This is a genomic window from Agrobacterium larrymoorei, from assembly GCF_037722385.1.
In the GTDB taxonomy this organism is placed as follows: Bacteria; Pseudomonadota; Alphaproteobacteria; order Rhizobiales; family Rhizobiaceae; genus Agrobacterium; species Agrobacterium larrymoorei_C.
The window spans coordinates 986,383-1,011,665 of the sequence record NZ_JBBKAQ010000001.1 but is presented as its reverse complement, the minus strand read 5'-3'; the positions used below and the strand labels follow the sequence as shown (position 1 = coordinate 1,011,665).

The 25,283-nt window shown below is 57.0% G+C and carries 21 protein-coding genes; 8 read left to right on the top strand and 13 right to left on the bottom strand.

Annotated elements, in window-relative coordinates; translation table 11 throughout:
• Window positions 1-152 precede the first annotated feature (152 nt).
• Entirely contained in the window at window positions 153-758 is a 606-nt protein-coding gene (locus WKI41_RS04440) for a J domain-containing protein (protein ID WP_340192280.1), read from the bottom strand.
• 305 nt (window positions 759-1,063) lie between these two features.
• Here WKI41_RS04440 and WKI41_RS04435 point away from each other — a divergent pair, with 305 nt between their 5' ends.
• From WKI41_RS04435 to WKI41_RS04420, 4 genes are all read left to right on the top strand, one after another.
• Window positions 1,064-2,044, top strand: coding sequence for a 3'-5' exonuclease (locus WKI41_RS04435; RefSeq protein WP_340192279.1), 981 nt, complete (start codon window positions 1,064-1,066; stop codon window positions 2,042-2,044).
• Between the two features lie 260 nt (window positions 2,045-2,304).
• A complete protein-coding gene (locus WKI41_RS04430) occupies window positions 2,305-2,619 on the top strand; it encodes a hypothetical protein (protein ID WP_340192278.1) in 315 nt (104 codons plus the stop codon).
• Between the two features lie 164 nt (window positions 2,620-2,783).
• Entirely contained in the window at window positions 2,784-4,163 is a 1,380-nt protein-coding gene (locus tag WKI41_RS04425) for an enoyl ACP reductase FabMG family protein (RefSeq protein WP_340192277.1), read from the top strand.
• A gap of 364 nt (window positions 4,164-4,527) precedes the next feature.
• The gene (locus WKI41_RS04420; RefSeq protein ID WP_340192276.1) at window positions 4,528-6,477 is read left to right on the top strand and encodes an ABC transporter ATP-binding protein/permease; all 1,950 of its coding nucleotides are present in this window, start codon (window positions 4,528-4,530) and stop codon (window positions 6,475-6,477) included.
• Between the two features lie 109 nt (window positions 6,478-6,586).
• On the opposite strand, the gene WKI41_RS04415 is transcribed toward WKI41_RS04420, so the two are convergent.
• From WKI41_RS04415 to WKI41_RS04395, 5 genes are all read right to left on the bottom strand, one after another.
• Window positions 6,587-9,481, bottom strand: coding sequence for a hypothetical protein (locus tag WKI41_RS04415; RefSeq protein WP_340192275.1), 2,895 nt, complete (start codon window positions 9,479-9,481; stop codon window positions 6,587-6,589).
• Between the two features lie 544 nt (window positions 9,482-10,025).
• A complete protein-coding gene (locus WKI41_RS04410; protein WP_340192274.1) occupies window positions 10,026-10,454 on the bottom strand; it encodes a DUF4112 domain-containing protein in 429 nt (142 codons plus the stop codon).
• A 568-nt stretch (window positions 10,455-11,022) separates the two neighbouring features.
• On the bottom strand, window positions 11,023-11,274 hold the full coding sequence (locus WKI41_RS04405; RefSeq protein ID WP_340192273.1) for a hypothetical protein: 252 nt from the start codon (window positions 11,272-11,274) through the stop codon (window positions 11,023-11,025).
• Window positions 11,275-11,487: 213 nt separating this feature from the next.
• A complete protein-coding gene (locus tag WKI41_RS04400) occupies window positions 11,488-11,766 on the bottom strand; it encodes an Atu4866 domain-containing protein (protein ID WP_340192272.1) in 279 nt (92 codons plus the stop codon).
• Between the two features lie 116 nt (window positions 11,767-11,882).
• Entirely contained in the window at window positions 11,883-12,605 is a 723-nt protein-coding gene (locus WKI41_RS04395; RefSeq protein WP_340192271.1) for an SDR family oxidoreductase, read from the bottom strand.
• Between the two features lie 107 nt (window positions 12,606-12,712).
• Between WKI41_RS04395 and WKI41_RS04390 the strand changes: the two genes are divergently transcribed.
• Window positions 12,713-13,615 (top strand): LysR family transcriptional regulator, encoded by a 903-nt coding sequence (locus WKI41_RS04390; protein ID WP_340192270.1) that lies wholly within the window; start codon window positions 12,713-12,715, stop codon window positions 13,613-13,615.
• A 79-nt stretch (window positions 13,616-13,694) separates the two neighbouring features.
• Here WKI41_RS04390 and WKI41_RS04385 read toward each other — a convergent pair whose 3' ends face one another.
• Entirely contained in the window at window positions 13,695-15,485 is a 1,791-nt protein-coding gene (locus tag WKI41_RS04385; RefSeq protein WP_340192269.1) for an ABC transporter ATP-binding protein, read from the bottom strand.
• Between the two features lie 368 nt (window positions 15,486-15,853).
• Window positions 15,854-16,762 (bottom strand): LysR family transcriptional regulator, encoded by a 909-nt coding sequence (locus WKI41_RS04380; RefSeq protein WP_340192268.1) that lies wholly within the window; start codon window positions 16,760-16,762, stop codon window positions 15,854-15,856.
• 117 nt (window positions 16,763-16,879) lie between these two features.
• Here WKI41_RS04380 and WKI41_RS04375 point away from each other — a divergent pair, with 117 nt between their 5' ends.
• Together WKI41_RS04375 and WKI41_RS04370 are read left to right on the top strand one after the other, a co-directional pair.
• Window positions 16,880-17,635 carry a glucose 1-dehydrogenase gene (locus tag WKI41_RS04375; RefSeq protein ID WP_340192267.1) on the top strand — a complete coding sequence of 252 codons (756 nt, stop codon included), beginning with the start codon at window positions 16,880-16,882 and terminating at the stop codon, window positions 17,633-17,635.
• A gap of 66 nt (window positions 17,636-17,701) precedes the next feature.
• On the top strand, window positions 17,702-18,538 hold the full coding sequence (locus WKI41_RS04370) for an alpha/beta fold hydrolase (RefSeq protein WP_340192266.1): 837 nt from the start codon (window positions 17,702-17,704) through the stop codon (window positions 18,536-18,538).
• A gap of 110 nt (window positions 18,539-18,648) precedes the next feature.
• Here the strand turns inward: WKI41_RS04370 and lpdA are convergent, their stop codons facing one another.
• Genes lpdA through WKI41_RS04350 form a run of 4 tightly spaced genes read right to left on the bottom strand, consistent with a single transcriptional unit; the run spans window position 18,649 to window position 23,634 of the window.
• Window positions 18,649-20,025 (bottom strand): dihydrolipoyl dehydrogenase, encoded by a 1,377-nt coding sequence (gene lpdA, locus WKI41_RS04365; protein WP_340192265.1) that lies wholly within the window; start codon window positions 20,023-20,025, stop codon window positions 18,649-18,651.
• Window positions 20,022-21,326, bottom strand: a complete 1,305-nt coding sequence (locus WKI41_RS04360; RefSeq protein ID WP_340192264.1) for a dihydrolipoamide acetyltransferase family protein — start codon at window positions 21,324-21,326, stop codon at window positions 20,022-20,024. Before WKI41_RS04360 ends, lpdA begins: the two co-directional genes overlap by 4 nt.
• On the bottom strand, window positions 21,327-22,340 hold the full coding sequence (locus WKI41_RS04355) for an alpha-ketoacid dehydrogenase subunit beta (protein ID WP_340192263.1): 1,014 nt from the start codon (window positions 22,338-22,340) through the stop codon (window positions 21,327-21,329).
• A 1-nt stretch (window position 22,341) separates the two neighbouring features.
• On the bottom strand, window positions 22,342-23,634 hold the full coding sequence (locus tag WKI41_RS04350; RefSeq protein ID WP_340192262.1) for a thiamine pyrophosphate-dependent dehydrogenase E1 component subunit alpha: 1,293 nt from the start codon (window positions 23,632-23,634) through the stop codon (window positions 22,342-22,344).
• A gap of 128 nt (window positions 23,635-23,762) precedes the next feature.
• Here WKI41_RS04350 and WKI41_RS04345 point away from each other — a divergent pair, with 128 nt between their 5' ends.
• On the top strand, window positions 23,763-24,224 hold the full coding sequence (locus tag WKI41_RS04345) for an Lrp/AsnC family transcriptional regulator (protein WP_062442149.1): 462 nt from the start codon (window positions 23,763-23,765) through the stop codon (window positions 24,222-24,224).
• Here the strand turns inward: WKI41_RS04345 and WKI41_RS04340 are convergent.
• Window positions 24,221-25,261, bottom strand: a complete 1,041-nt coding sequence (locus tag WKI41_RS04340) for an AraC family transcriptional regulator (RefSeq protein ID WP_340192322.1) — start codon at window positions 25,259-25,261, stop codon at window positions 24,221-24,223. The genes WKI41_RS04345 and WKI41_RS04340 overlap by 4 nt on opposite strands.
• Window positions 25,262-25,283 lie beyond the last annotated feature (22 nt).

Here is a 25,283-nt window from a genome sequence, read left to right as displayed (position 1 = left end):
AAGACAGGCTGCTGTCGCAAAATAGAATGAGCAGTGGCTTCGTCTCCGTCAGGCCGGATATCCGTCGCAGAACAATTTCTCGATGCGGCGAACTCGGCTTGAGAGAGCATGCTGCCCTCCAAAAGCGCTATTCTCTATCCTGGCGATCAGCCTCAGCAAAAGCCGTTCAGCTTCAGAATACGAAAGGCCTCGATCGTCGCTCGAAGCGCATCCTCAGAATTACGATCTCCGTCATTTGCGTCGGGATGGTGCATTTTGAGCCGCTCTTTATAGCGGCTCTTGATTTGCTCAGGTGTCGCTTCGGGAGCGAGGCCCAGAGTATCGAAGGCTTTGGCTTCGAGTGTCTTCAGCTTTCTCTGGTGACCACCTGTCGTCGGCTGTCCCTGTCTAGCGGATTTGCGGGCATTCAGTGTCTTGGCCGAACCCGAACGAGCAGACGATGGGAGCGGAGCTTCAGTCGCCTCTTTTACCCGCGTCCCGTAAGTCGGACGGGCACCTTCAGTCGCCTCCTTCTGATAGCGAGCGACGTCGGGGCTGGATGGTGCCGCCGTAAAACTGTACCCCTTATTATAGGCTGTCACATGCTCAAGACAGAAGAGGAGGTATAGTCCTTCGGCGCCTGCGCCCACAGGTGCGCGGTGCGTGCCGGTCTTGTCACAACCGTCCCACTGGCACTTCGGGCCCGTGGGTTGGCTTGCCGAAGGCGAGCGTTTGCGAGCGGACCGGAGGCCTACGAAAATTTTCGAATCATGCGTCATTGGCACTATATGGACGTGGAGGATCGCTTGGGCAACTCCGGAAGGCAATTGTCGTCACGAAGTGGTCCTTACGGCCTATGATGTTGCTCTAACGTTCTTGAGAAAGACCTGGATGCAAGGTGGCGGCTTCGGGTTCGATTTTCCCGTGCTGAATACGTCTTCCAATTATTGCTCCGCCTCAGACAAGTGGGCGCCATTGACCCGCTCATCGTCTGAATAGCGGTGACTGTTTTACCGACGCGGTTGATCTGCCGATCTCACTGTGTTCTGAGGAGAGAAAATCACCGTGGGTCTTCGATACAGACATGACAGAACAGTTCGACATGTTTCCGGATCAGAATCCGCGCGCCAAGCCAGCTTCGCAGCGGCTTTCAAAATCCAGCAAGTCGGATCGGTCAGCGGTATCCCTGACTGAAGAGGAAATGGTCCAGTGTTTGTCCGAGACCGGTCGTTACCGCATCCTGAAGAAACTGAAGCCCCGCGCGATCACGGCTGTGCCTTCGCCTGAATACCCGCTCCGCGGTGTTATCCTCGATACAGAGACCACTGGTCTTAATGCGCGAAAACATGAAATCATCGAGATTGGGGTCGTTGCATTCACCTTTGACGGCAAGGGGCGTATCGGCGATGTGACAGGCATCTATGGCGGGCTGCGACAGCCATGCGACCCAATCCCTGCGGAGATTACCAAGCTCACCGGTATCACGGACGACATGGTGACGGGGCAGGCGATAGATCGCGCGGAACTTGAGGCTTTGATCGAGCCCGCCGACCTGCTGATTGCTCACAATGCCAGCTTCGACCGGCCCTTCTGCGAGACATTTTCGGCGATTTTCTCTGGCAAGGCATGGGCCTGCTCTCACTCCGAGATCGATTGGGCATCGCGCGGATACGAGGGCACAAAGCTCGGATATCTGCTTGGGCAAGCGGGCTATTTTCACGACGGACATCGTGCAGTCGACGATTGCTTCGCACTTTTGGAGGTCTTGGCCCAGGAGGGGGAGGGATCGGCTTCCACGGCTTTTGCCGAGCTCTATGAGGCGAGCCAGAAGTCGCGCGTGCGGATTTTTGCCGAGAACAGCCCCTTCGACATGAAGGATCATTTGAAGACGCGCGGCTACCGTTGGTCAGACGGAACCGATGGGCGCCCCAAATGCTGGTGGATCGAGGTGGGCGAAGAGGCTCTCGATGAGGAGATCGGCTACCTCAGGGCCGAAATCTACAGATATGCGGACGTGGATCCACCGATCAAACGTCTCACCGCCTTCGACCGCTTTCGGGCGTGAATACCCTGATTTCTACATATGGGGTCGATTGAGCTTTGCCGCGTAGCAGTTGCAAGACTTCCATTTAGCGGCTGGCAGCTGAATTCTGGTGACAAACTGAGTAATGCAAGTGCTGGCTCGAGCCTTGCGTGAGGCTGACCAAAAGAGTGATTTCTAATGTTGCGTGGGACCATTTCTGGCTTTGCTCCGTTAGCAGGAGGAAGATGATTTGAACAGGAATGACGATCATGTCTCAGAGTTCGAAAGTGAAGGAAATGGTCATGCAGTTGCACGAGAAGAACCTCGTGCTCATGAATATCCTCCGAGACATCGTAGAAAACGAAACTTCGGATCAATTTTCTGCTGATACGACGCCAGAGGAAATCGCGAGGCTGCTCGCAGATAAAGCGGTTCGCCAGGCGGAAATACTCGGCGAAATTCGCTGCGTCCTGCATCAAGAAGATATCGTGCGTCGCAGGATGGAGCGAGCTCAGAAAAACGTTTCGGCGCGGCGCCACAGATCGCCCCAAAGCAAGAAGGACTCTGAATGCGACGGCTCCAACCCGAGGGTTTCGGCCTCAGGCTTTCACTACTAATCATCCGTTTCTTGATGTCGTGCCGGACCAAACCAAGGCGACTTCACGTTTTGAAATAAACGGTCACCGAAAATGAGTTTCCATTTATCCTCATCGCAGGCATGTCTTTATCAAAGTTCGTATGGGCCGAAGCCCGACGATTCATGAAGTAAAGAGCTGATAGTATGGAAACTCCGGTCGCACTCAATCGTCTTTCCGATAACACCGTCTTCCGCAAGGGCGACGTTTTTGTTCTCTTCGGCGAACTGTTTGGTCGAGGATATGCGACCGGCTTGCTTGATGAAGCCAAGCGGGCTGGAATGGAGATTGTCGGGATCACGGTAGGCCGACGCGACGAGAATGGCGCACTGCGGTCCCTCAACGCCGAAGAATTGTCTGTGGCTGAAGCGCAGTTGGGCGGCAAGATCATCAACATTCCTTTGATGGCCGGCTTCGATCTGGATGCGCCTGTGGGCGGCCAGACACCGACCGACCTTCTGGCCGGAATGACGCTTGAGAGCTGGGAACACGACAAGCTCGATTGGGATTACATCGGCCAGTGCCGTGATGTTGGCACCGCGCGCTTCACCGATGCTCTTTCAAAGGTCATGACCGTTCTGGACGGAATGATTGCTGACGGTCGCAACGTCTTCTTCGCTCATACGATGGCGGGCGGTATTCCGAAGGCGAAGGTATTTCTCGTCGTTGCTAATCGCATCTACAAGGGGACTGGGCCTCGTCACATGTCGTCTCAGAGACTGATCGACAGCGACCTGGGAAAACTCATCCTGCAGAATTTTGACGAGGTCTCTGCAAACACGTTCCGCCATCTCATCGATTTCAGCGCGGCGATTCGCGAACGGGTGGAGGCGTCGGGAGGCCAGGTTCGATACACCGCTTACGGTTATCACGGATCGGCAGTTCTGATCGACGGCAGCTATCGTTGGCAGACCTACACCAACTACACTCAGGGTTATGCAAAAATGCGGCTCGAAGGCATTGCGCAGGAAGCCTGGGCCAGCGGGATCAAAGCCACCGTCTATAACTGCCCTGAGATTCGTACGAACTCGTCCGATGTGTTTACCGGCATCGAGCTACCATTGATACCGCTCCTGCTGGCGCTGAAGAAAGAGAATGGCGGGACATGGGCTGAGGAACAGTGGCATGCCTGCGAGCAGCTTCTGGATGACGGCGTGACAATGGATGATGTTTTCCAGAAGATCAGCGAGATGCAGGCGAGTGACGTCATGCGGCCGTTTTATGATTTTTCCGCATGGCCCATGCCGAACAGTCAAGCACAGGCCGACTTGACGATAGGCACATCCAATGAGATCACCCGGATGCATCGCGATAGCAAGGTGATGATGAGCGATCACCTGAGTGGGCTTGTCGTCAAGGCGACTGGTCAGTTGATTTTTGGCGAAACGTCCGAGCCATCGGGTCCGGTCCTCTGGCTCAACCATGACATCGTGGCTCGACAGCTCAATGCTTCCCACTCGCGTTCGATGTCTTCGCAATCGCATATGGCACCGGGGTTAGACGCCTCACATCTTGAGGTGGCGTAAAGGCTTGTAAGGAAGCTTCGAAAGCGGCGGTTTTATCGGTGTAGCGATAATATTGCCATGAGGACGCGCTTGACTGTGGTTCGTCCAATCGCCTCGTTTTCGAAGGATTGGTTGTGAACTCGCCTGACGCTGTCCGAGATTCAAGCAAACGCTTCGAGTATCCGTTCGTCGTGATTTTGGCACTTACCGTTGCAGGCTCGGTGGAACAGTTTGTACGGGTAATCTGACGCGCGCCAAAACCCTGGCGCGTCCACCTAATCTTCAAAATCTCATATCTCGTGCGTCACACGTTACAGTGTTGCAAAATAACTGTGTGGCCTCACGATGGCGTGAAACCTTTCCTGTCATGGGTCGTTCAGCGCCCATGAAAAATGATGAAGTCGAACCAAAACCGGTTGCTGTTGCCGACAAAGCTGCTCCCCAAGCCGCAGCCCCTCAAGATGATCAGGACAATGCTGAGGAGCTTCCCCCGAAGGAGGCAGAGCCTGCTGCTGGCTTGACCCCCGAAGAGGCTGAAGAGGCGCGCAGAAGATATTTGCTCAAGCGCTTCTGGATCAGCGCGCGAGGCTTCTGGAGCCGTCGCGGTGATAAGCTGGCATGGGTGTTCACGCTGGGCCTTCTGGCCATGATCGGCATCAATGTCGCCATCCAGTATGGGGTCAATGTCTGGAACCGCGGAATTTTCGACGCGATCGAAAAGAGAGATGCTTCGACCGTCTATTCACTTGCGTCGATATTTCCGTTCTTGGTTCTAGGCAGCGTCTTCATCGTCACGTCTCAGGTCTATGTCAGAATGCGCATTCAGCGGCGCTGGCGCGCGTGGCTGACCAAAGTTTTGGTTGGCAGATGGATCGCCAATGGTCGATACTACCAGCTCAACCTGATCGATGGCGATCACAAGAACCCCGAGGCGAGGCTCTCGGAGGATATGCGTATCGCTACCGAAGCACCCGTCGACTTCGTTTCCGGCGTGATCGCGGCCTTCGTATCCGCCTCAACCTTCATCGTTGTTTTGTGGACGATCGGAGGCGCCCTGACGCTCAAGATTGCTGGCGTATGGGTCACCATTCCGGGCTTCCTGGTCATAGCGGCCATTATCTACGCGACGATCACCTCCACGGCCATCGCCTTCATTGCCCGAAACTTTGTCAAGGTGTCCGAGGTGAAGAACCAGGTCGAAGCGGAATATCGCTACACGCTGACGCGCGTCAGAGAGAATGGCGAAAGCATCGCGCTGCTGGGTGGGGAAGAGGAGGAGCGCAGCGATCTCGATAAAAGGTTCGGTAATGTCCGCGGGCAATGGCGGCTCATGGCGCAGCAATATATGCGCACGACGATCGTCTCCAACGGTTCCGTGTTGATTGCACCTGTTGTGCCGCTCCTTCTCTGTGCGCCGAAGTTTCTTGATGGCAGCATGTCACTCGGCGAGGTCATGCAGGCAGCGTCTGCTTTTACGATCGTCCAGTCCGCTTTCGGTTGGCTTGTCGACAACTATCCGCGTCTGGCGGACTGGAATGCTTGCGCTCGACGCGTGGCGTCTCTGATGATGTCGCTCGATGGCCTCGAGCGGGCTGAGAGAAGCGAGACTGTCGGCCGCATCGTGCGTGGTGAAACCGAAGGCGAGACCATGCTCGGTCTCAAAGATGTGTCTGTGTCGCTCGGCGATGGCACCGCGGTCGTCAAAGAGACGGATGTGGAGATCGGTGCGGGTGAGCGAGTACTGGTGTCAGGTGAATCCGGCTCCGGCAAAAGCACGCTTGTTCGTGCGATTTCCGGTCTCTGGCCATGGGGCGGCGGCAGCGTGAATTTCCGCGCCGGCAGCCAGTTGTTCATGCTGCCGCAAAGACCATATATCCCAGCCGGGACGCTCCGCCGCGCGGTGTCCTATCCGCAGCCTGCGGAAAGCTGGACGGCCGAAGAGATCGGCGCTGCCCTCGACAAGGTCGGCCTCGGCCAGCTCAAGGACAAGATTGAAGACGACGCGCCCTGGGACCAGACGTTGTCCGGCGGTGAAAAGCAACGCCTGACCTTCGCCCGCCTGCTGCTTAACGCTCCTGATATCATCGTCATGGATGAGGCGACGGCAGCGCTGGACGAGAAAAGCCAGGACAAGATGATGCAGACCGTCATCGATGAGCTACCGGACGCGACGATCATCAGCGTTGCGCATCGTGCCGAATTGGAAGCCTTCCACAGTCGCAAGATCACACTGGAACGTCGTGAAGGCGGCGCAAAGCTTGTCAGCGACATCGAGCTTATACCGCGCAAATCGCGGAAGGGCTCTATGCTTCGGCGGATCGTAAAACGGAAGTGAATGTGCTGGCGTCGATTATAATGACTGAGGGCCGATCAAGCGCATGCAACTACTGAATCTCAAATGATTTGACTTGTGATATTTACGATCCAGCTCCAACGCCGCGGCATTATGGTGCCGCGACAACCGCGTGCTCCACTCTCCAACGACTTTCGAAACTGTGCCCGGACTTCCATGCGTTAATTTTGCTATCTTCGTCTGCGCACACTGCGTATGCTGGATCCCGCTCCATTTCAAACTCATCATCAAGCACGATACCGAATAAAATGCATTCGGTTCTATATTCACCACGTTCGCGGCTCTTGAGTTTCAACTCAACGCGGGTCACCAGTGCGTCAAGGTTGCGATTCTTCCAACTCACGTTTCCGAAATCACTAATAGAAGTGTCGACATCTCCAAGCTCCCAGCCGTCTTTTTTTTCTTGATTCAGCCAATCCGTGAAGTCACGATAAGCGGACGGAGCGGTTGTCGATGGGGTGTTTGATATGAGAGACGCTTTCATAAAGTCCGTAAATTTCATAAGCCGCGCGTTAGCAGCAGGTCCGTTGGTTTTTTGAAGCTCCGCCTCCACTGCCTCTATACGGAACTCCTCTTCCTTTTTACGCAAAGCGGACAATCTCTCCGCTTCCTGAGCCGCGACTCTCTGAGCCTCTTGTTGCTTCAGCATTGCAAGTTTGCTTTCCGCTAGTTTGGCTGCTGATCTTGTGACCTCGTCAGCCTCAATCCAAATCGGCAGGAAAGTAGTCGCTTTTTCATCCCGTTTTAAAGCTTGCGTTAGTTGCTGTAAGGCGCCGGATTTTCCGTAAACCACGCGGCACTCGTCGCGCAGGATCATGGGATAGAGTTGCTCCAAAGTCTTGTCGCTCACAAGCGGCAATGGCTTCGTGACTTCGACAAATGCGGTTACCCTCTTCAGAATTTCTTCATGAACATCCACCGCTTCTGGAACGGCCACGCAAAGGCTGCCCTTCTCGGACGCGATTTCAAAAGCACCATATCCGCTTCGGGAGCCCGCCTCAACGCCGGAAGCGACTGCAGTGACCAGCGAAGTCTCCTCCTGTTCTTGCTTTTCAAGCTTCGCATAGTCCATCGCGTCAAATACCCGAAGGTTTTTTGCCTCAAGCGCGTCTAGGAAAGCGACTGCAAAACTGGGCGTGGCTTCAAGGAAAGCTTTTCTCTTTATAATGACAATGTCTACTCGCTTAGGGCTCCGACTATTACAGGAGGTAACTTTGACAGCGATTGCTCCCAGCGGTGCCAAAATACCTCGCAGGCCTCGTTTGAGCGACGGTGTTTCGTCAAGGCCGAGCAAGCATACCGCTGCAAATTGCTTGGAAAAAGAAAGGCTCCCGTTCAATGTCCGCACGAGCGATGGGGCATCAGGAGATGCGTTAAAAAACGAAACGACGTCGGTCCCTCCACCGCTCAAAAGGACCGCGTTTGCTGGCGTAACTGCGAAAGGCGCATCCGAGTTTGTTTGATCAACTTCAGCACCTCCTTCACCAGTGTTTTTATCTCCACCTAGTACGCTTGCCAGATCGTTGTTGGAAATTAATATCGCGAGGGACTGCCTGGCGTTTTCGAGACTATCAATATCATTCGACACAACAGCGTCGGCGGACGATTTCAGTTCCTGGACAACTTGCGGTAATTTGGGGGAGGATATATTCGCAGCAACCCACTTAGTCAGAGAAGCCCGGGTTGCCTCAAGTTCTTTTTGAAGAGCTACAATTTGCTTTTGGCGATCGTCAGCCCGTTCCTTCTCCCTCGCCACAACGAATTCGTTGTAGCCCGTCAAGGGAACTAAAAGCTCCCTGAGTTGAGCTGAGGCCGTTTCAAGATTGGACGTGTTGCCCGTCGGCAACGTGACGCCGAGAATAGACGCTCTATCTGCAATTTGAATCAGGTTTGGTATCTGCGGGTTAAGCCGAATGAAAACTTGGGCATCATCCAGCAGTATACCGGCCTGTAAACGAGCAGCCTTTAAATCTGCTGCGATCGCTTGGTCGTAAGAAGTCTTATCTGCGAAGCCCCGCTCCTGGGCTTTCTGGAAACTGCCTTTATCAGCAAATCCTGAAGACCGAAAGGCTACATATTCGGTCCGTGTTTCGAAACTAAATCGGGAGGCGGCTCGAAATTCGTCTGCGATCTCGAAGCCGCCAGCTTTCGCTCTGACATACTCCGCAGCCGTTTCAAATCCAGCTTTTGAAGCAGCCTCGAATTCTTGGCTCGTTTGAAACCCGCGTTGTTTTGCCTCAAGCATCAACTGAGGCGAGGTAAATCCTCCTTTAACCGCTTGGGCATAGGTTTCTCCGTCTTGGAAGCCCATACTTTGGGCCAAGTTGCGCTCAGTAACTGAACGAAAACCATCCTGCGCATTTTGTTCGATGACGTTAAGTGCGTATTCATCCAGGAAATCGCCTGGAGGCGCCCCGAATGCGACGGAGTAGGCTCCAAAGGCTCTCACTGTTCCCGGCCCAATAAGGCCATCTGTCGAGCCGGAATAAAGTTTTAGTCGGGTTAGTGCGATCTGTAAACGCCTCACAGAGGCAATCAGAGTTGTTTGCGTCATCAGATCAGTTGATGTTCCCGCACTATAGTTGTGGAACAAAATGGGTCCGAAACCCTCGCCAGTGCTTAGGAACGCATCCTGCGGAATGAGCTTCAGGTCTTTAAGAGTCTGCAAATTTGGTTTGGCTTTTTCCTTAAACAAGGTCCCAGTTACGATCGCGAATGAGCCATTACGCGTTTGGGTAATTAATGTTGGTCCTAGGGTCGAGGCGAAAGATTGAGCGACGGCAGTGGCTTGGTCGAAAGTGGGACGACTTGATACCACCAGCCAGATCATTGTCGCGTTTGGAGTGGGAAGGGCCACCCGCTGCACCAAATTCAAGTTCGTTCCGATCTTGCTACCAGCGCTAGCATTAGGTGCACCGCTTGCGGTGCCCGCCACCAAGCTATGCAGAATAAAGACGCAGCACCCGATCAGTGTAACTTTACGCACAGAACTTCCCCCAACCCGTATCGGAACTCATAGTAATCAAAGTTTGGGCTACCGCAACTGAGTGTTGTTGGCAGGGCGCTTAAAGCATCACCAGGTGACAAAGTTAGCAGTTATGGAAATTCTACCAAGATAAATGGTAGAGGGTGTTGTCATTCAAACTATCTTACAGGGAGACTTGCCTGCAGTCGAAATATGGCGATTAGGCCGGGCTCGGGAGCGAAAGTCGTCACATAATTCGCGAGTCCCATGACGAGGACTTAGAAGATCAAGCAGGAATTAGAATGACACACGCATCTGATGCGAGCCAGTCGCTCCGAATGGAGCTTGTGCTTAAGGTGCAGATTTTTTCGATTGCGATTATAATCCTTGTTTAGGCCGGATTGTCTTAGGGAAGCGCTCTCCTGGCTCTAGTTCACATAATCGAAAGAGCTTAGACTCGCGATCAAGGAGAATGATGGTCACCCATTACACCCACTTTTCGGATGTTAACAAACATCGCTAAGTTTTACTTCGCCAACACAAGCTGTAGTAGCCCTCCGAGCAATCACCGTTTGCGCTGCAACTCTTCCGGCTGCACACCGAAATGGTCGAGAATAATCTGGACGTTGCGGCGATGCGATTTGAAGTAGACGTCGAAGAGGTCGCCAAAGAGCGGGACGCTGCCGACGACGGTATCCATCGCCACGTTGCCAATCATCTTCGCAATTTTCTCGCGCGGGAGGCCGAGGCGGCGTGCCTCATTGACGATGTAGAGACCGACCAGCGCGCCAGCGCCGTCGCCAAGGATCGGAACAAGACCGAGCACTGAGTCGGCGCCAAAGCGGAAGCGCGTGCCGGGGATGCCGACTGCCGTATCCATAAGGCGTGACATGCCGGACAGCCGTCGCATTTTTTGAAGGCGCTGTTCCAAGTTGTGGGTGTCGCGAGCGGCGTTCGCGTCAAAACCACCTGCATTCCAAGCTCGTGCTGCCATAGTGATCTCCTACACCGATAAACCCCGCTACAGAGAAATGGGAGGATAGCGCTGGATTTCAAGTCGGAGCATCGTCTCTGCTTGAGAAAACGCCGATGCCGCAAGTGACAGACGGCTGGGAACCCGTTCTCTGCAAGTATGTTGGGCTACAACATACGCAAGCAACCTCTAATGGTCTGTTGGCGGACAGAAGAGGACGGCATGCACGTCAATGATCTATTCTACCTGTTGAATAAAAAAATAATGATCATGGATGTGCACGACAGGATGTGCGACGCCTCGAAGAGGCAACTCGCTCTGTCAGGCGCGAGCATTATTGGGCCGGTTATCAGCGCGACGGGCGTCATTCGTGGCGTTTCGCGGCATCGACCTGACGCTGTCATCATCGACGTGACTGTTGTCGATCAGGATATTGTTAGAATTGCTCGCAAACTAGAGACGCTGAAAATCCCGTTCGTGTTTGCGGCAATCTCCACGGAGACGGAAGATTTCGTACCAGACGGCTTCAATCTGAATGGCGACGTGGAAGAGCTTCGCAAGATCACGAAAGCCTTATTCCTAAAGCCGATCAGCGATGAGATTCCTTCATCGGGCTCTCGGCGCCAACGTGGAAGTGATCGAGAGCGACCTGACGAATAACGGGCAGAAGCTCTCTTACGGGGTCGCCCAGGTCTAGTTCGGGTTTATCCATGATGATCAGCAAGGTACGCTCGACGATGAGCTTACGCGCAGCGTCTACGGGCGTGAACCGCTTCGCGATTTCGGTTACAACAGCTCTAATTGAATCTTTTCGAAAGTAGTTCGGGTCGACGTTGGTCACGTGTCAACTCCTGTTTAGCAGGCAAGAGCACGTATGAACCCCCAGCTATCGCCGCCTACGTAATAACTACAGTCTGGCGATAGTGACCTGATTGTACGCTCCTTGTTTCGAAACGCAAATTTCAGAGAGTAACTGTACGCTTGCGGACAAGAGGAGCGGCTGGAGATGGACGGCCCGGCTGGGCCATCCTCCAAGACATTGCGGTGTCTGCTCTCAATTTGCTCGCTGCCGAAACAGGATCATGCCGCCGTGATGCAGTGTGTCGCGGTCGACGAAGGTGCCATCGGCAGTGAAGCCGGTGTCGTCCCAGTAGTCTATGTGAATGCCGTGGACTTCGTATCGACCCCGATAAGCGCTCTGGCGATTGCCACGGGCTTCGTCGTAGCGGCCGTTCGCCAAAAGCTCGTGACGGACCGACCCATCGGCGGTGACCCACATGCCGACAAAAGGATTGTCTTGCGTCTTTGTCTTTCCGGTATCCGATTGTCTCATCGTTTCTGCCTTCTGATGTTCTGCCGCCCGGATCGGCGGCAATTGGACGACAAGGAGCAAGAGAGCGATCGCGATGGCCCCTTGGAAACTCTTGCGCGAAGTAAGGTAGGAGTTCATCAGATTGTGGTGCGTACGGGGCGCACGACAATCTCGTTGACGTCCACATCGTCGGGCTGCTCGACGGCAAAACGGACCGCACGGCCTATCGCGTCAGGGGTAAGAGCGATTGCGCGATACGTTTCCATCGCTTCTGCCGCGACAGGATCGGTGATTGTGCTTGCAAGATCGCTTTCCACCACACCCGGATGAATGCAGGTGACGCGAAGCTTGTCATTCTCCTGGCGAAGGCCGTCAGAAATCGCCCGCACGGCATATTTTGTGGCACAATAAACTGCAGCCGTCGGTACGACCTGGAGGGCACCGACCGAAGCGATATTGATGATGTGACCGGAACCGCGCTTGTTCATATGTGGAAGTACAGACGCGATTCCATAGAGAACACCCTTGATGTTGACATCAATCATCCGTTCCCATTCATCGACTTTAAGCGACGACATCAGCGAGAGCGGCATAACGCCGGCGTTATTGACGATGACATCGACGCGGCCAAATTCTCTTTGAGCCGCGTCAACGAAGGCAGCAACGCTTCCACGGTCCGTAACGTCGAGTTCATACGTCCTGACCTTCCCGCCAGTTGAGCGAAGGTCGTCTGCTACGGCCTCCAGGCGATCGGTACGTCTTGCTCCAAGTACGACAATATGTCCGGCCTGCGTCAAGGCGCGAGCAATGCCGACACCGATGCCACTGGATGCGCCGGTAATGAGAACAACTTTTTCCATGACTTTCTCCTGTTGCTTTCTTTCGTGTCGATGAACAAAAGATACGCTCAACGAATTGTCGTGATAAGCTACTTATAAGTTTCCTCAGAGTTAAGCGGAGCTAACCAATGCAATCGGATTTCAAAGCTCTCGCGATCTTCGCGCTGGTTGCACAGGAGAGGAGCTTCAGGGCCGCTGCGGATCGCATGGGGGTGACGCGTTCTGCCGTGAGCCAGACCATCCGAAAGCTTGAAGAAACGCTTGGTATCGCTCTCGTCAGCAGAACGACCCGCAGTGTGGCTTTGACGGAAGCAGGCGAGCGGCTTTATGCCGATGCACAACCGGCTTTGATGGAAATGCAAGCAGCGTGGGAGGCGGCGTCCAACCTCAAAGAGCATCCGCAGGGGAGGCTGACGCTTGCGGTATCGTCGATTGCCGAAAGCTTTCTCTCAGGTCCTCTGCTTGCATCCTTTCTCGACGCCAATCCTGACGTCAAACTTCATGTGACTGTCACGGATGATGAGTTTGACATCGTCGAGCATGGCTACGATGCCGGTGTCAGATTAGGCGAGGTCATCGCTCAGGATATGATCGCCGTGCCGGTTTCGGCCGAACAGCGGCAAATCGCTGTCGCCTCGCCAGCCTACCTCCAAAAGTTTGGGGTGCCGTCGCATCCGAGGGAACTCGCAACTCGCCGCTGCATCGGCTGGCAGATGTCGGCTCATGTGGCGCCCTACAGATGGGAATTTGCGGAGGATGGCCGGGAGTTTTCCGTGTCTGTGGCAGACACCATTACAACGACGGACATGGGACTGATGATCAAACTGGCGGTTGCAGGCGCAGGGATCAGTTTTGGAATGGAGGAAAGCTTCAAGCCTGCAATAGCACGTGGAGAACTTATGCCGGTGCTGGAAGAGTTTTGTCCGCGCTTTGCGGGTTTCTATCTCTATTACCCAAGCCGCCGGAATATGGCGCCAAAGCTCAGAGCCCTGGTAGACCACCTGCAGGACTACCGAAAAAGCAGTCATTGAACGACTACAAGTGCTGGCGGGCGGCGCAAGCGATCGGACGCAGCGGGGGCTGCTAATGGAGCCCCGCTGCAAAGTCACCTTACACCGCCAGCCCCTTTGTAAGCTCCAGCGCTTGCCGCTCGAAGAGGCGGCGGTAGATGCCGTTCTTCAGACGGACGAGCGACGTGTGGTTGCCTTCCTCGACGATCTTGCCCTTGTCGAACACGAGAAGACGGTCGAGGGCGCGGACCGTGGACAGGCGGTGGGCGATGACGAGCGTTGTACGGCCCTCCATAAGCCGCTCCATTGCCTGCTGGATCTGCATTTCGCTCTCGCTGTCGAGGCTGGATGTTGCTTCGTCCAGGATCAACACGGGTGCATCGGCCAGGAAGGCGCGAGCGATGGCGACGCGCTGGCGTTCTCCGCCTGAAAGTTTGACACCGCGCTCGCCAACCATCGTCTCGTAGCCCTTTGGAAGGCTCATGATGAAGTCATGTGCGCTTGCCTGTTTGGCAGCGTTCATGATCTCGCGCCGCCATGCGTTTGGTCTGCCATAGGCGATGTTTTCGGCCAGCGTCCGGTGAAACAGGATCGGTTCTTGTTGAACGATGGCAATCTGGCCGCGCAGGCTTGCCTGCGTCACCTCAGCGATATCCTGCCCGTCAATCCGGATTGCGCCGGAGTTGACGTCGTAGAGCCGCTGGATGAGCTTGACGAAGGTCGTCTTTCCCGAGCCGGAATGGCCGACCAGGCCCACCCGTTCGCCAGGTTTGATCGTGACGGAAAACTTGTCATAGAGCGGGGTGGGATGGGCACCATATTGGAAGGTGACGTGATCGAAGATAATCTCGCCATTGCCGATCGCGATCGGTTTTGCGCCTGGCCTGTCCTCAATGCCAAGCGGTGTCTTGTCGAGCAAGACCAGTTCTTCCATATCGTTGACCGCACGCTGCAGGTTTCGAATGTCCTGCCCGACCGAACGCAGGTATCCCTGCAGGACGAAGAACATCGCCAGCACGAAGGTGATGTCGCCTGCTGACGCCAACCCGCGCTGCCACATGATGAGGCCCGTGCCGAGGATGCCCGCCTGCATCGAGACCATCATGAAGCCCTGGATGGTGCCGTTGATGGTGCCGCGCCGCCATGTTCGGCGGGTACGGCTATCCCACCTGGCCAAAACATGGCTCAGCCGCGTTTCCTCACGACCTTCTGCGCCGAAGGCTTTGACCACGGAGTTGCAACTGATGGCATCGGCGAGTGCCCCGCCGAGTTTGGTATCCCAGGCATTGGCGAGCTTCGCGGCAGGCGACACGTAGCCCATCGAGAGCAGCACTGTGACCCCGATGTAGATCAGCGAACCCATCGCCACGATAAGACCCATGACCGGCCAGTAGCTGCCCAACACGATGCTGGCGCCGACAAGCATGACGATCGATGGAAGCAGTGCGATGAGCAGCACATCGTTTAATGAATCGAGCGCCCACATGCCACGGGTGATCTTGCGCACCGTCGAGCCGGCGAAGCTGTTGGCATGCCAGTCCGTGGAAAAACGCTGCACCTTGTGAAAGCCGCTATTGGCCACATCGACCATGATGCGCAGCGTCAGCCGGATGATGCCATTGAATATGAACCAACGTAGCAGGACGCTGGTGAAACCGAGAGTCACGACGATGACGAAGGCGCGAAGAGCGCCATCTGCCGCATTGCCACCGGCAATGGCATCGACGATCCGTCCGGAGAAGACCGGAACGAGAACCTCTGCCAGCGTGCTGGCAACCACCAGCAGGATGATGCCGCCGACCAGGCCAGGCCGGTGCGTCCATTGACGAAATACGAAGCCGAGCACGTTGCGATAAGCATCGGCGCGGAAGTCGAGCTTTTTTCGAGCCATTGAAACAGTCCGGCCATCACATGAAGCCGGCTCCATAATAGAAAGTTGAAAGACGAAGCCGGAACGGGGGGTGAAATTGTCCCGGCAGATCGGTGATTTTGAAAAAGGCTTATTGAAGCCGCTTGCGGCGTGCCCTTATGCGGGACGCGAAATGGAACGACCTAGTGTCGGATCATTCCATGTGGGGAGGTTTCGATGAATGTTGATGTCATGCAACGCCTCCCTTTATTCGATCTGCAGCGGTGCGGATTTTGTAGCGGAGAAATCTTTTGTTGCCAACCGTCTTAGCGACAGTTTGTGGATGATGATGCTCAGAGGACGCAATTCGTAGCTTCGAGTGGCTGTTTCCGTTCCTCGATGCTGGTTGCTTAACCCGAAAACGCCCGTCGCGAGCCGTCCGTATTTGTTATGCATTCTGCTCTGATAAGCTCGGCCACCTTCGCAACTCGATCAATCCGGTCTTGCCGGTCGGTGACATGAAGGAATGTCAGGTCGCGCGAGATAGCTTTTGTTCCCGGAAGGTCGCATCGGACAAGTTCACCGGTTTCCAACTGTGGCGCGAGGACGCGAAGCGACTCCAGTGCGATGCCGAAGCCGGAGAGGGCGGCCGGTATGATCTGTGAAGCACGATTGAATCGGAGCCAGTTGACTTTGGCCGTCGCGATGGCATTGAGTTGAAGCCAGTCGCTCCATGTGACAGCGTTTGTCTCATTGACGATCAGCGCGCAGTCGGCCAGATCGCTGGCGTTCTGGAGGCGCGCCTTGAGGCTCGGAGCGCAAACAGGGGTGAAGACATCCGGCCCCAATGGCTCCAGATCGTGGATTTTTGCTGCCGGCTCCCCGTAGACGATGGCGACATCGAAATCGCGATAACGTTTGAAGTCCGGAGCCTCGTCCGCCACGATCCTGATATCGCGGATTTTCTCGGCCAGAAGCGATTGCACGACAACCGGGAGAAGTTGGCTCGCAAGCCCCGGCGGGCTGGAGATGGAGATGGGCATGTCGCGGGCGTCGGTGAGCGACTGCAGCCCAAGACGCATTTCATCGAAACCCTTCACCACGTGCTTCAGCAGGTTCTCGCCTTGCTGCGTCAGTTGAAGCCCGTTGCCGACGCGCAGAAACAGCTGACAAGCCAGACGCTCCTCCAGTTTCCGAACCGCCTGGCTGACCGCACTGGTCGAGAGCGCCAGGTGTTCAGCGGCAACTCGAAACGAGCGTGTCTGACCCGCCTCGGCGAAAATTTCCAACGCACTCAAGGGTACGCTTAGACGCGTCATCGTGAAGCTCCGCTTAACGGCCAAGAAACCAGAAGTCGTTTGCTCGCCATCAGTCTCAATCCTAATCATTGTCTCTGAGGAGACTGGGGTTGCGATCGTATCGCCGCCGGAGGAAGCATGCAACGAGAACTGAATGGACGCGTCGCGCTGATAACCGGTGCTGCACGGGGAATAGGTTTTGCCATAGCCCAAAGGCTTGCCGGGCAGGGTGCTCACGTCATCATTTCGGATGTCGATCTTGCTGCCGGAGAGCTTGGCGTCGCGCACATTATAGGGAATGGCGGTTCAGCGAGCTTCGCTGCGGTCGATCTTGGCCAGCCAAGCGATGTCCTGCGCATGGCTGAGGCGGTTCGGCAGCGGCACACGCGCATCGATATTCTGGTCAACAATGCCGGTGTCGTGTCTACAGGTCCGGTCGAGACCGTGGAACTCGAAGAATTTCAACGGCTGATGACCATCGATCTCACGGCGGTGTTCTTGCTGACCAAGGCCTTTCTACCGGCCATGACCGCTTCCGGCTGGGGCCGCATCATCAACATTGCGTCGATCGCTGGCCAGCAGGGCGGTGGGATGTTCGGCAACAGCTGTTATGCAGCTGCCAAGGGTGCAGTGATCGCCTTCAGCAAAGGCATTGCGCGAGAAGCCGGTCGCGCCGGCGTGACCTGCAACACGATTTGTCCCGGTCTCACGGACACGGCGCTGACCTCGACGCTGACCGATGCGCAAAGAGAGCAGATCATCTCGACCATCCCCATCGGACGGCCTGGCGAGCCACATGACATTGCCGGGGCGGTGGGCTTTTTGGCCTCGGATGATGCGCGCTTCGTTACAGGTGTGACCTTGAACGTCGATGGCGGATTCATGCGCTATTGAGACAATCGATCAACAACAGGCGGGTCAGGGAGGCCGGCCACGAAAACAACTAGGGGAGGAGCAGACATGCAGAAGAATTTCACGACAAGCGATGGCGCAGTTCTGGCCTATACGGATGTGGGGCAAGGCCCCGTGCTTGTCATGCTACCGGGCTGGTCGCAATCGGCGGCCATGTTCCGGCACCAGATTGAACACTTTTCGGCAACGCACCGCGTCGTAGCCGTGGATTTTCGCGGCCATGGTAAATCGGAAGATGCCGAACGCGGCTTCCGCATCTTCCGCTTCGCTGCGGATATCATGGAACTGATGAAGCACGAGAGAATTGAAAACGCCACGATGCTTGGCTGGTCGATGGGTGCCTCTGTTCTATGGGCGATGATAGACATCTATGGGACGTCCTTCGTTGACAAGCTCATCCTCATTGACGAGCCGGCAACCGTCATGCGGCAGGCTGGCATGAGCGATGAGGACATCTTGAATGCCGGCGCCCTGTTCGATGCAGCCACGATGGTCGCCATTGCAGAGCAGATCAAGGGCGCTGAAGGTGCCGCGGCACGCGGAGCATTCCTCGACGGTATGATCACCAAGGGCATTCCGGCAGATTTGAAGGCGTGGCTGCTGCAGGAGAATCTTCGCGTCAACGCCGTTCATATCGCAGATCTCTTCGTCGACCATTGCTCGATCGACTGGAGCGACATCTTCACTCGCATCGACCGACCGACGCTGGTGATTGGCGGGCGCGTCAGCCACGTCAATCCGCGCTCACAAGAATGGATTCATCAGCAGATCAAGGGGTCTCAACTGGTGATCTTCGAAGAGGCTGAAGGTGGAGCCCACTTTTCCTTCATCGAGGCACCGGCGCGTTTCAACGAGGTTCTTGCCGGCTTTCTTAACGAACAATAGGCGCACCGCCTGTTAGACGATCGAGAGCAGGCTCTTCAGCTGCGCCGATATCAGGTGCGGGACAGAATTCCATCTCGCACCGATTGTCCACCAATGCTTGGCCACCACGCTCAGATATGGAGTGCCAGGCCCAGCCCCTTTAACGCAGCCTCCTGTACCGCCTCCGACTGCGTCGGATGGGCCTGGATGGTCGCGGCGATATCGGTGAGTGTCGCGCCCATTTCGAGCGCCAGCGCAAACTGTCCGGCCATTTCCGAGACGCCGGCTCCTACTGCCTGGATGCCCAGAACCAGCCCGCTGTGCCGGCTGAAAACGATGCGGACGAAGCCATCATCCCGGTCTCGCGTCATCGCCCGGCCATTGCCGGCGAAGGGAAAGACTGCGACGCCTGCATCGCTCGCCTGCGAGGGCAACTGACCGACGGCGACGATCTCCGGGTCCGTAAAGCAAACTGCCGGCATGGCGCGCTTGTCCCAGATTACTGGTTCTCCTGCTATGATGCGTGCCACAAGATCTCCCTGCGCCATGGCCCGATGTGCGAGCATCGGCTCGCCCGTGACGTCGCCGATGGCATAGACGCCGCGCATCGACGTGCGGCAGTGTTCGTTGATAGCAAGATATCTTTCGTTCCGGTCAAGCCCGAGCGCTTCTATTCCAAAGCCGTCGATGTTCGGTACCCGACCGACCGTCACGAGAACCTTGTCAGCAGCAATGAGTGTGCGCGTCTCTCCCACCATCACCTGAAGCTGTCCGTCGGTATAGCTTTGCGCCCGTGCCTCGGTGAGCACTTGGACATTGAGCGCAGCCAGCCTTTTGGCGACAGGCTTGATGAGATCGCCGTCATACAGCGGCAGAATCTGCGATGCCGCCTCAACGATCGTCACCTGCGCGCCAAGCTTGGCCATGGCCGTTCCGATTTCCAGCCCGATATAGCCGCCACCGACCACGCAGAGGCGCTCCGGTACCGTTTCGAGCGCCAGCGCCCCGGTCGAGGACAGGATGTCGCCGCCGAAGGGTAGCGTCGGTATGCTCTGCGCGCGTGCGCCTGTGGCGATCACGAGGTTTTCGCAGCGGAGCGTCTCGACCGTGCCGTCCGTCCTCGTCACTTCGACGGTCTTGCCGTCCACAACACGGGCTCGGCCCTGCAAGACGTTCACCCGCGCCTTGCGCAGGAGTGCTGCAACGCCGCCCGTGAGACGCGAAACAATCCCGTCTTTCCAGGCGACTGCGCGGGCCAGATCAATTTCAGGCGCAGTGGAGGTGATGCCGAAGGGGTTATCTCTTGCAACGGCGCGTGCGTCTGCAAAAACCTCGGCAGTGTGGATGAGCGCCTTGGAGGGAATGCACCCGACATTCAGGCATGTACCGCCAACGGCACCTTCCTCGACGAGGACGGTGTCGAGACCCAATTGACCGGCGCGGATGGCCGCGACGTAGCCGCCTGGACCGCCGCCGATGATCAGCACCTTGCAGCCTTTGGCTGTCATGCCTCATCCTCCACGAAGATCAGCGCTGGTGTCTGAAGCAAGGTTCGAAGCCGCTGGATGAACGTTGCGGCATTCCAGCCATCGATGACCCGGTGGTCGAAGCTTGCTGAAATGTTCATCATCCGCCGCGGCACGAATTGCGTGCCGTCCCACATCGGTCGGATTGCCATCCGGTTTATCCCGAGGATAGCCACTTCCGGATGGTTGATGATCGGCGTCGTAGCAAGGGCGCCGAGCGGTCCAAGCGAGGTGATCGTGAAGGTGGAGCCGGAGAGTTCCTCGCGCGTGGCCTTGCCTTGGCGTGCAGCGTCCGCCAGCCGTGCAATTTCGCCCGCCGCACTGAAGAGACCGTATGTTTCTGCGTGGCGGAGCACCGGTACGACCAGCCCGTTTGGCGTCATCGTCGCGATGCCGAGATGAATGGCGCTGTGTCTCTCCACGATGCCTTCATCATCGAGAAAATGTGCATTCATCTCCGGATGATCGATGAAGGCGCGCTTCAACGCCGCAGAGAGGAATGGGAGCAGGGTGAGCTTCGGCTTCTCTCCGCGCCCATCGTTCATCGTCGCGCGCAGGTCTTCGAGCGCACTGACATCCACCTCTTCGACAACGGTGATGTGGGGAATGCGGGCATTGGCAAGTGCCATACGGTCGGCGATCTTGCGCCGAAGACCGATGACGGGGATACGCTGCGTGCCGTCCTTCCGCTGCCGGTTTTGCGTAGAGGACTGTTGCGAAGGCGGAGCGGAAAAGACCGCGTCGAGATCGGCGTCCATGATCCGGCCTGCAGGGCCGCTGCCGGGCACCGTCCGTAGATCGATGCCGGCGCGGCGGGCTCGATCGCGCACCGCCGGCGAGGCGAGGGGTGCTTCGCCTTCCGGACGTGGTGCACCCGGCGTCACCGCGGCCGTTCTAAGCGTGGTGGGTGGATCGGCTTTCGCAGGTGCGGCGACGTGCGGTGTGGGTTCCGGCCTGGCTGCTGCTTCGCGTGAAGGAGAGACAGTCTCGGCCGGCTCTTCGGCAGGATTGGCATTCGCGACCTCGCGCTCAGCGCGCGTGCCGGAGTGCTCTATCCGGCAGAGGACGCCCCCCACGGCCAAGGTTTCGCCAACTGCCCCGCCGAGGTCGACGACGCTTCCGGCAAAGAGGCTGGGGATTTCCACCGTTGCCTTGTCCGTCATGACGTCAGCAAGCAGATCGTCCTCACGAACGAGATCGCCGGGCTTGACGTGCCACACGACGATTTCGACTTCCGCCACGCCTTCGCCAACATCGGGCACTTTGATGCTGCTGATCGTCATCTATGCCTCCATGACCTGTTTCAATGCGCGCGCGATCCGGTCGGGACCGGGGAAATAATCCCATTCCAGCGCATGCGGATAAGGTGCGTCCCAGCCGGCGACGCGCAGCACAGGTGCGCGCAAGTGCCAAAAGCAGGCCTCCTGCACTTCGGCGATCAGTTCCGCACCGAAGCCGCTGGTGCGGGTGGCTTCGTGGACGACAACGCAGCGTCCTGTCTTTTCGACGGATGCACGGATGGTGGCGAGATCAAGTGGCAGAAGCGTGCGTAGATCGATGATTTCCGCATCGATGCCAGTCTGATCGACGGTGGCCTGCGCCACATGCACCATTGTCCCATATGCCAGTACGGTGACATCCGATCCTTGCCGGCAAACGGCTGCCTTGCCGAGTGGAACGCTGTAATGATGGTCCGGCACTTCTCCTGCCGGATGCGCCGACCAACCCACCGACTTGGCATGCGGATCTCCGGAAAAGGGGCCGTTATAGATGCGTTTCGGTTCCAGGAAGATCACCGGATCCGGGTCTTCGATGGCTGCGATCAAAAGGCCTTTGGCGTCGTAAGGGTTGGAGGGTATGACGACTTTCAGCCCGGCGACGTGGGTAAACAGGGCCTCCGGACTTTGGCTATGGGTCTGGCCCCCGAAAATACCGCCGCCTGTCGGCATTCGCACCACAAGCGGGCAGGTAAATTGCCCGTTGGATCGGTGTCTCAGGCGTGCGGCCTCCTGGGTGATCTGGTCATAGGCGGGATACATGTAGTCGGCGAACTGGATTTCGACGCAAGGGCGCATTCCCTGTGCCGCCATGCCCACCGCAAGGCCGACAATGGCGCTTTCGTTGATCGGCGTATCGAACACACGCTCTTCGCCGTAGCGCGCCTGAAGGCCGGACGTACAGCGAAACACCCCGCCGAAATAGCCGACGTCCTCGCCGAACAGGATGACGGCCGGATCGTCGGCCAGTTTCACATCCATGGCGCTCCTTAGCGCCTCGATCATCGTCATGCGGGCCATTTCAGTACCCCATTTCTTGACGCTGTCGTCGCAGATGCTCCGGCATGTCCGCGTAGACGTTCAGGAAGATCTCGGACGGCGAGATCGGCTGCGGGTCAACGAATGTGCCGTGCGCCTCTACCGACTTTTGAACGGCAGTGACCTCATCGAGGATTTCGGCTTGCGCCTGCACGTGACGTTCCTCGGACCAATCGCCGCGCGATATCATATAGGTCTTCAAGCGGTCGATGGGGTCTCCAAGCGGCCATGCGCGCGCCTCATCGCGAGGACGGTAGGCGCTTGGATCATCGGAGGTCGAATGGGCGGCCGCGCGGTAGGTGAACCACTCGACGAGTACCGGTCCATGACCCTGGCGCGCGCGTTCGATCGCCCAACGCGAGACCGCCATCACGGCGAGGTAATCGTTACCGTCGACGCGCAAAGCTGGAATGCCGTAACCGAGAGCCCGTGCGGCGTATGTCTCGCTCTTGCCGGCGGCGACGCCGGTGAAGGTCGAGATTGCCCATTGGTTGTTGACGACATTGAGCACGACAGGCGGCAAATAGACGGAGGCAGTGAGCAGCGCGCTGTGAAAGTCGTTGGAAGCCGTGGCGCCATCGCCGATCCACCCGGCCGCGATCTTGCCCGTCCCGGTCAATGCCGCGGCCATTGCCCAGCCGACAGCTTGAACATATTGCGTGCCAAGGTTGCCTGAAATCGAGAAGAAGCCGTAGTCCCTGGCCGAATGCATGACGGGCAATTGTCGACCTTTGAGCGGATCCAGCGGGTTGGAATAGAGCTGACCCATCAGTTGCTCCAGCGGGTACTCCGCCGCGACCAGAAGCGTCTGCTGGCGATAGGTCGGGAAATTCATGTCGCCTTGGGACAGCTCGCGCTGAAAGCAGCAGCCAATGGCTTCTTCGCCCGTGCATTGCACATAGAAGGACGTCTTACCCTGTCGCTGCGCGTTGAGCATCCGCTTGTCGATCGCGCGCATCTTGAGCATGTCGCGTAGGCCCTGCCGCAGTCTGTCGGCAAAAACCTCGCCGAGATACTCGGCCCATGGGCCAACAGGCGTATGGTTCTCGTCAAGGATACGGATCATGCCGACAGCGAGGTCGCGACACCCCTTGGCATCGATGTCGAGCGGCGGCACCGGCAAGATGCCTGCGGGAGGAACCACGATCGCTGAAAAATCCGCAGGCTGGTCCGGCCGTGCAGGTGGATGCGGGAACTGAAGCCGGCTGCGCTTGGCTGTGTCCTGAGCAGGCACAGCGGGATGTTCACCGTCGGTTGTCGTCGAGATGTCAGGCATGGCCGTTTCCTCCCTAAGCCATTATTCAAGCCTAATCGGGATTCATGAGATGGCGTTTGCTTTCTGGCCGCACTTCGGTTTCACTATTGGCTGAATTAGCTAAACATCTTGGATTTTAAGGGTTTTTCATGCCAAAAATCGATGAAACCGATTTGAGAATCCTGCGGGCGATCCAAACGGACGGTAATCTCACGGTAACAGAAGTCGCCGAACGCGCGGGCCTTTCCCAGTCGCCTTGCTCGAGGCGGATAGCGGCGCTGGAAGAGGCCGGCGTGATCAAGGGCAAGAGGACGATCCTCGATCCCAAAAGTCTCGGCTTCGATACGCTCGTGATCGTGAGGATCAAACTACAGGCGCATGAACCGCAGGCACTGGAGGCATTCAAGCGCGCCGTGCGGGCCATCCCAGAAATTCAGATCGCGCTTCTCGTGCTTGGAGATTTCGACTTTCTGCTACGGGTCGTCGTGCGCGACATCGAGCATTATCAGCATCTGATGCAGAGCAAGCTCGTCAGTCTGCCCGGTGTCAGGGAGATGCAAAGCTCTGTGATCATCGAGGTGGTCAAGAACGAAGATGTTCTTCCCATCTAGTCGTCCAATGTTGCGCGCCCATCTCCGTCGATCGCGTCGTCAGGCACTTCCAGTGCCGCCTTTCGAAAAGCAGCGGGCGTCATCCCCGACCACTTTATAAAGGCGCGGTGGAAAGCGCTGGGCTCCGCATAGCCCAGCCTGGCTGCCGTCTCGGCCACGCTGAACTTCTGCAGCCTCATCAGATCACGCGCAAGCTTGTAGCGAATGTCGTCGCGGATGGTGAGGAAGCTTTGCCCTTCGCTTTTCAACCTCCGTCGCAACGTCACAGGTGACAGCTTCATTTCATGCGCGAAGGTATCGAAGTCGGGCCAGTCCTCCGCACTCGACGTCTCGAGGCGGGTCCGCAACCTGGTGGCCAAGCCTGGGTCGTGACGATATCGCAACAGGATATTGGCAGGCGCTCCGCGCAAGAAGCTCCTCAGCGACTTTTCATCGCGGATCGTCGGCAGCGCAAGGTAGCTTGCGTTAAAGACGAGCCGTGTCACCGACGTGTCAAAATGCACTGGCGCCCCGAAAAACTGGAGATAGTCGCGACGGTTGTCGGGGGCAGGGCAAGCGAAATCCACACGCCGGAGCGGAATCCGTCGCCCGATCAGCCAGCAAAGAACGCCGAGCAGGATCAGCCAGTAGGTTCGATAAGCAAATGCGCGACGCGGTGCATCAGCGCTCACGACGACAATTTCCGCCTGCCCGTCCTGATAGCGAAGTTTACCGGTCGGGTGATCGAGCACGACGTTGAGGAACATTAGTGCGCGCTTGAGGGCATGCTCCAGCGTCCCTGCATGCAAAACCGCATAGCAGAGAAGTTTGAAGCTGCCAGGCCGCATCGGCCGAGCGCCCAGACCAAAAAACTCGTCCCGGCACAGAGCCGCGACTTCCAGCCACAGCGCGCCATATTGCTCATTCGACACGTCGCCTCTGTGGGCGGGTGGAATACCTGCCCTCGTCAGGGCAGGGGAAGGGTCGATGGTCTGCTGGCGCAAACAGTCCAGCGCATCCTCAACGAAGCCTGACGAGATTACGCGACGCTCAAGCATGGACAAGGCTTACTCTTGTATT

What these genes read in the sequence shown, in the direction of transcription:
- WKI41_RS04410 (WP_340192274.1), bottom strand. Translation starts at nt 10,454, where the DNA reads ATGGCAGCACGAGCTTGGAATGCAGGTGGTTTTGACGCGAACGCCGCT.
- WKI41_RS04375 (WP_340192267.1), top strand. Translation starts at nt 16,880, where the DNA reads ATGCAACGAGAACTGAATGGACGCGTCGCGCTGATAACCGGTGCTGCA.
- WKI41_RS04370 (WP_340192266.1), top strand. Translation starts at nt 17,702, where the DNA reads ATGCAGAAGAATTTCACGACAAGCGATGGCGCAGTTCTGGCCTATACG.
- WKI41_RS04385 (WP_340192269.1), bottom strand. Translation starts at nt 15,485, where the DNA reads ATGGCTCGAAAAAAGCTCGACTTCCGCGCCGATGCTTATCGCAACGTG.
- WKI41_RS04340 (WP_340192322.1), bottom strand. Translation starts at nt 25,261, where the DNA reads ATGCTTGAGCGTCGCGTAATCTCGTCAGGCTTCGTTGAGGATGCGCTG.
- WKI41_RS04420 (WP_340192276.1), top strand. Translation starts at nt 4,528, where the DNA reads ATGAAAAATGATGAAGTCGAACCAAAACCGGTTGCTGTTGCCGACAAA.
- WKI41_RS04425 (WP_340192277.1), top strand. Translation starts at nt 2,784, where the DNA reads ATGGAAACTCCGGTCGCACTCAATCGTCTTTCCGATAACACCGTCTTC.
- WKI41_RS04350 (WP_340192262.1), bottom strand. Translation starts at nt 23,634, where the DNA reads ATGCCTGACATCTCGACGACAACCGACGGTGAACATCCCGCTGTGCCT.
- WKI41_RS04390 (WP_340192270.1), top strand. Translation starts at nt 12,713, where the DNA reads ATGCAATCGGATTTCAAAGCTCTCGCGATCTTCGCGCTGGTTGCACAG.
- WKI41_RS04440 (WP_340192280.1), bottom strand. Translation starts at nt 758, where the DNA reads ATGACGCATGATTCGAAAATTTTCGTAGGCCTCCGGTCCGCTCGCAAA.
- WKI41_RS04435 (WP_340192279.1), top strand. Translation starts at nt 1,064, where the DNA reads ATGACAGAACAGTTCGACATGTTTCCGGATCAGAATCCGCGCGCCAAG.
- WKI41_RS04355 (WP_340192263.1), bottom strand. Translation starts at nt 22,340, where the DNA reads ATGGCCCGCATGACGATGATCGAGGCGCTAAGGAGCGCCATGGATGTG.
- lpdA (WP_340192265.1), bottom strand. Translation starts at nt 20,025, where the DNA reads ATGACAGCCAAAGGCTGCAAGGTGCTGATCATCGGCGGCGGTCCAGGC.
- WKI41_RS04430 (WP_340192278.1), top strand. Translation starts at nt 2,305, where the DNA reads ATGCAGTTGCACGAGAAGAACCTCGTGCTCATGAATATCCTCCGAGAC.
- WKI41_RS04360 (WP_340192264.1), bottom strand. Translation starts at nt 21,326, where the DNA reads ATGACGATCAGCAGCATCAAAGTGCCCGATGTTGGCGAAGGCGTGGCG.
- WKI41_RS04345 (WP_062442149.1), top strand. Translation starts at nt 23,763, where the DNA reads ATGCCAAAAATCGATGAAACCGATTTGAGAATCCTGCGGGCGATCCAA.
- WKI41_RS04395 (WP_340192271.1), bottom strand. Translation starts at nt 12,605, where the DNA reads ATGGAAAAAGTTGTTCTCATTACCGGCGCATCCAGTGGCATCGGTGTC.
- WKI41_RS04380 (WP_340192268.1), bottom strand. Translation starts at nt 16,762, where the DNA reads ATGACGCGTCTAAGCGTACCCTTGAGTGCGTTGGAAATTTTCGCCGAG.
- WKI41_RS04400 (WP_340192272.1), bottom strand. Translation starts at nt 11,766, where the DNA reads ATGAGACAATCGGATACCGGAAAGACAAAGACGCAAGACAATCCTTTT.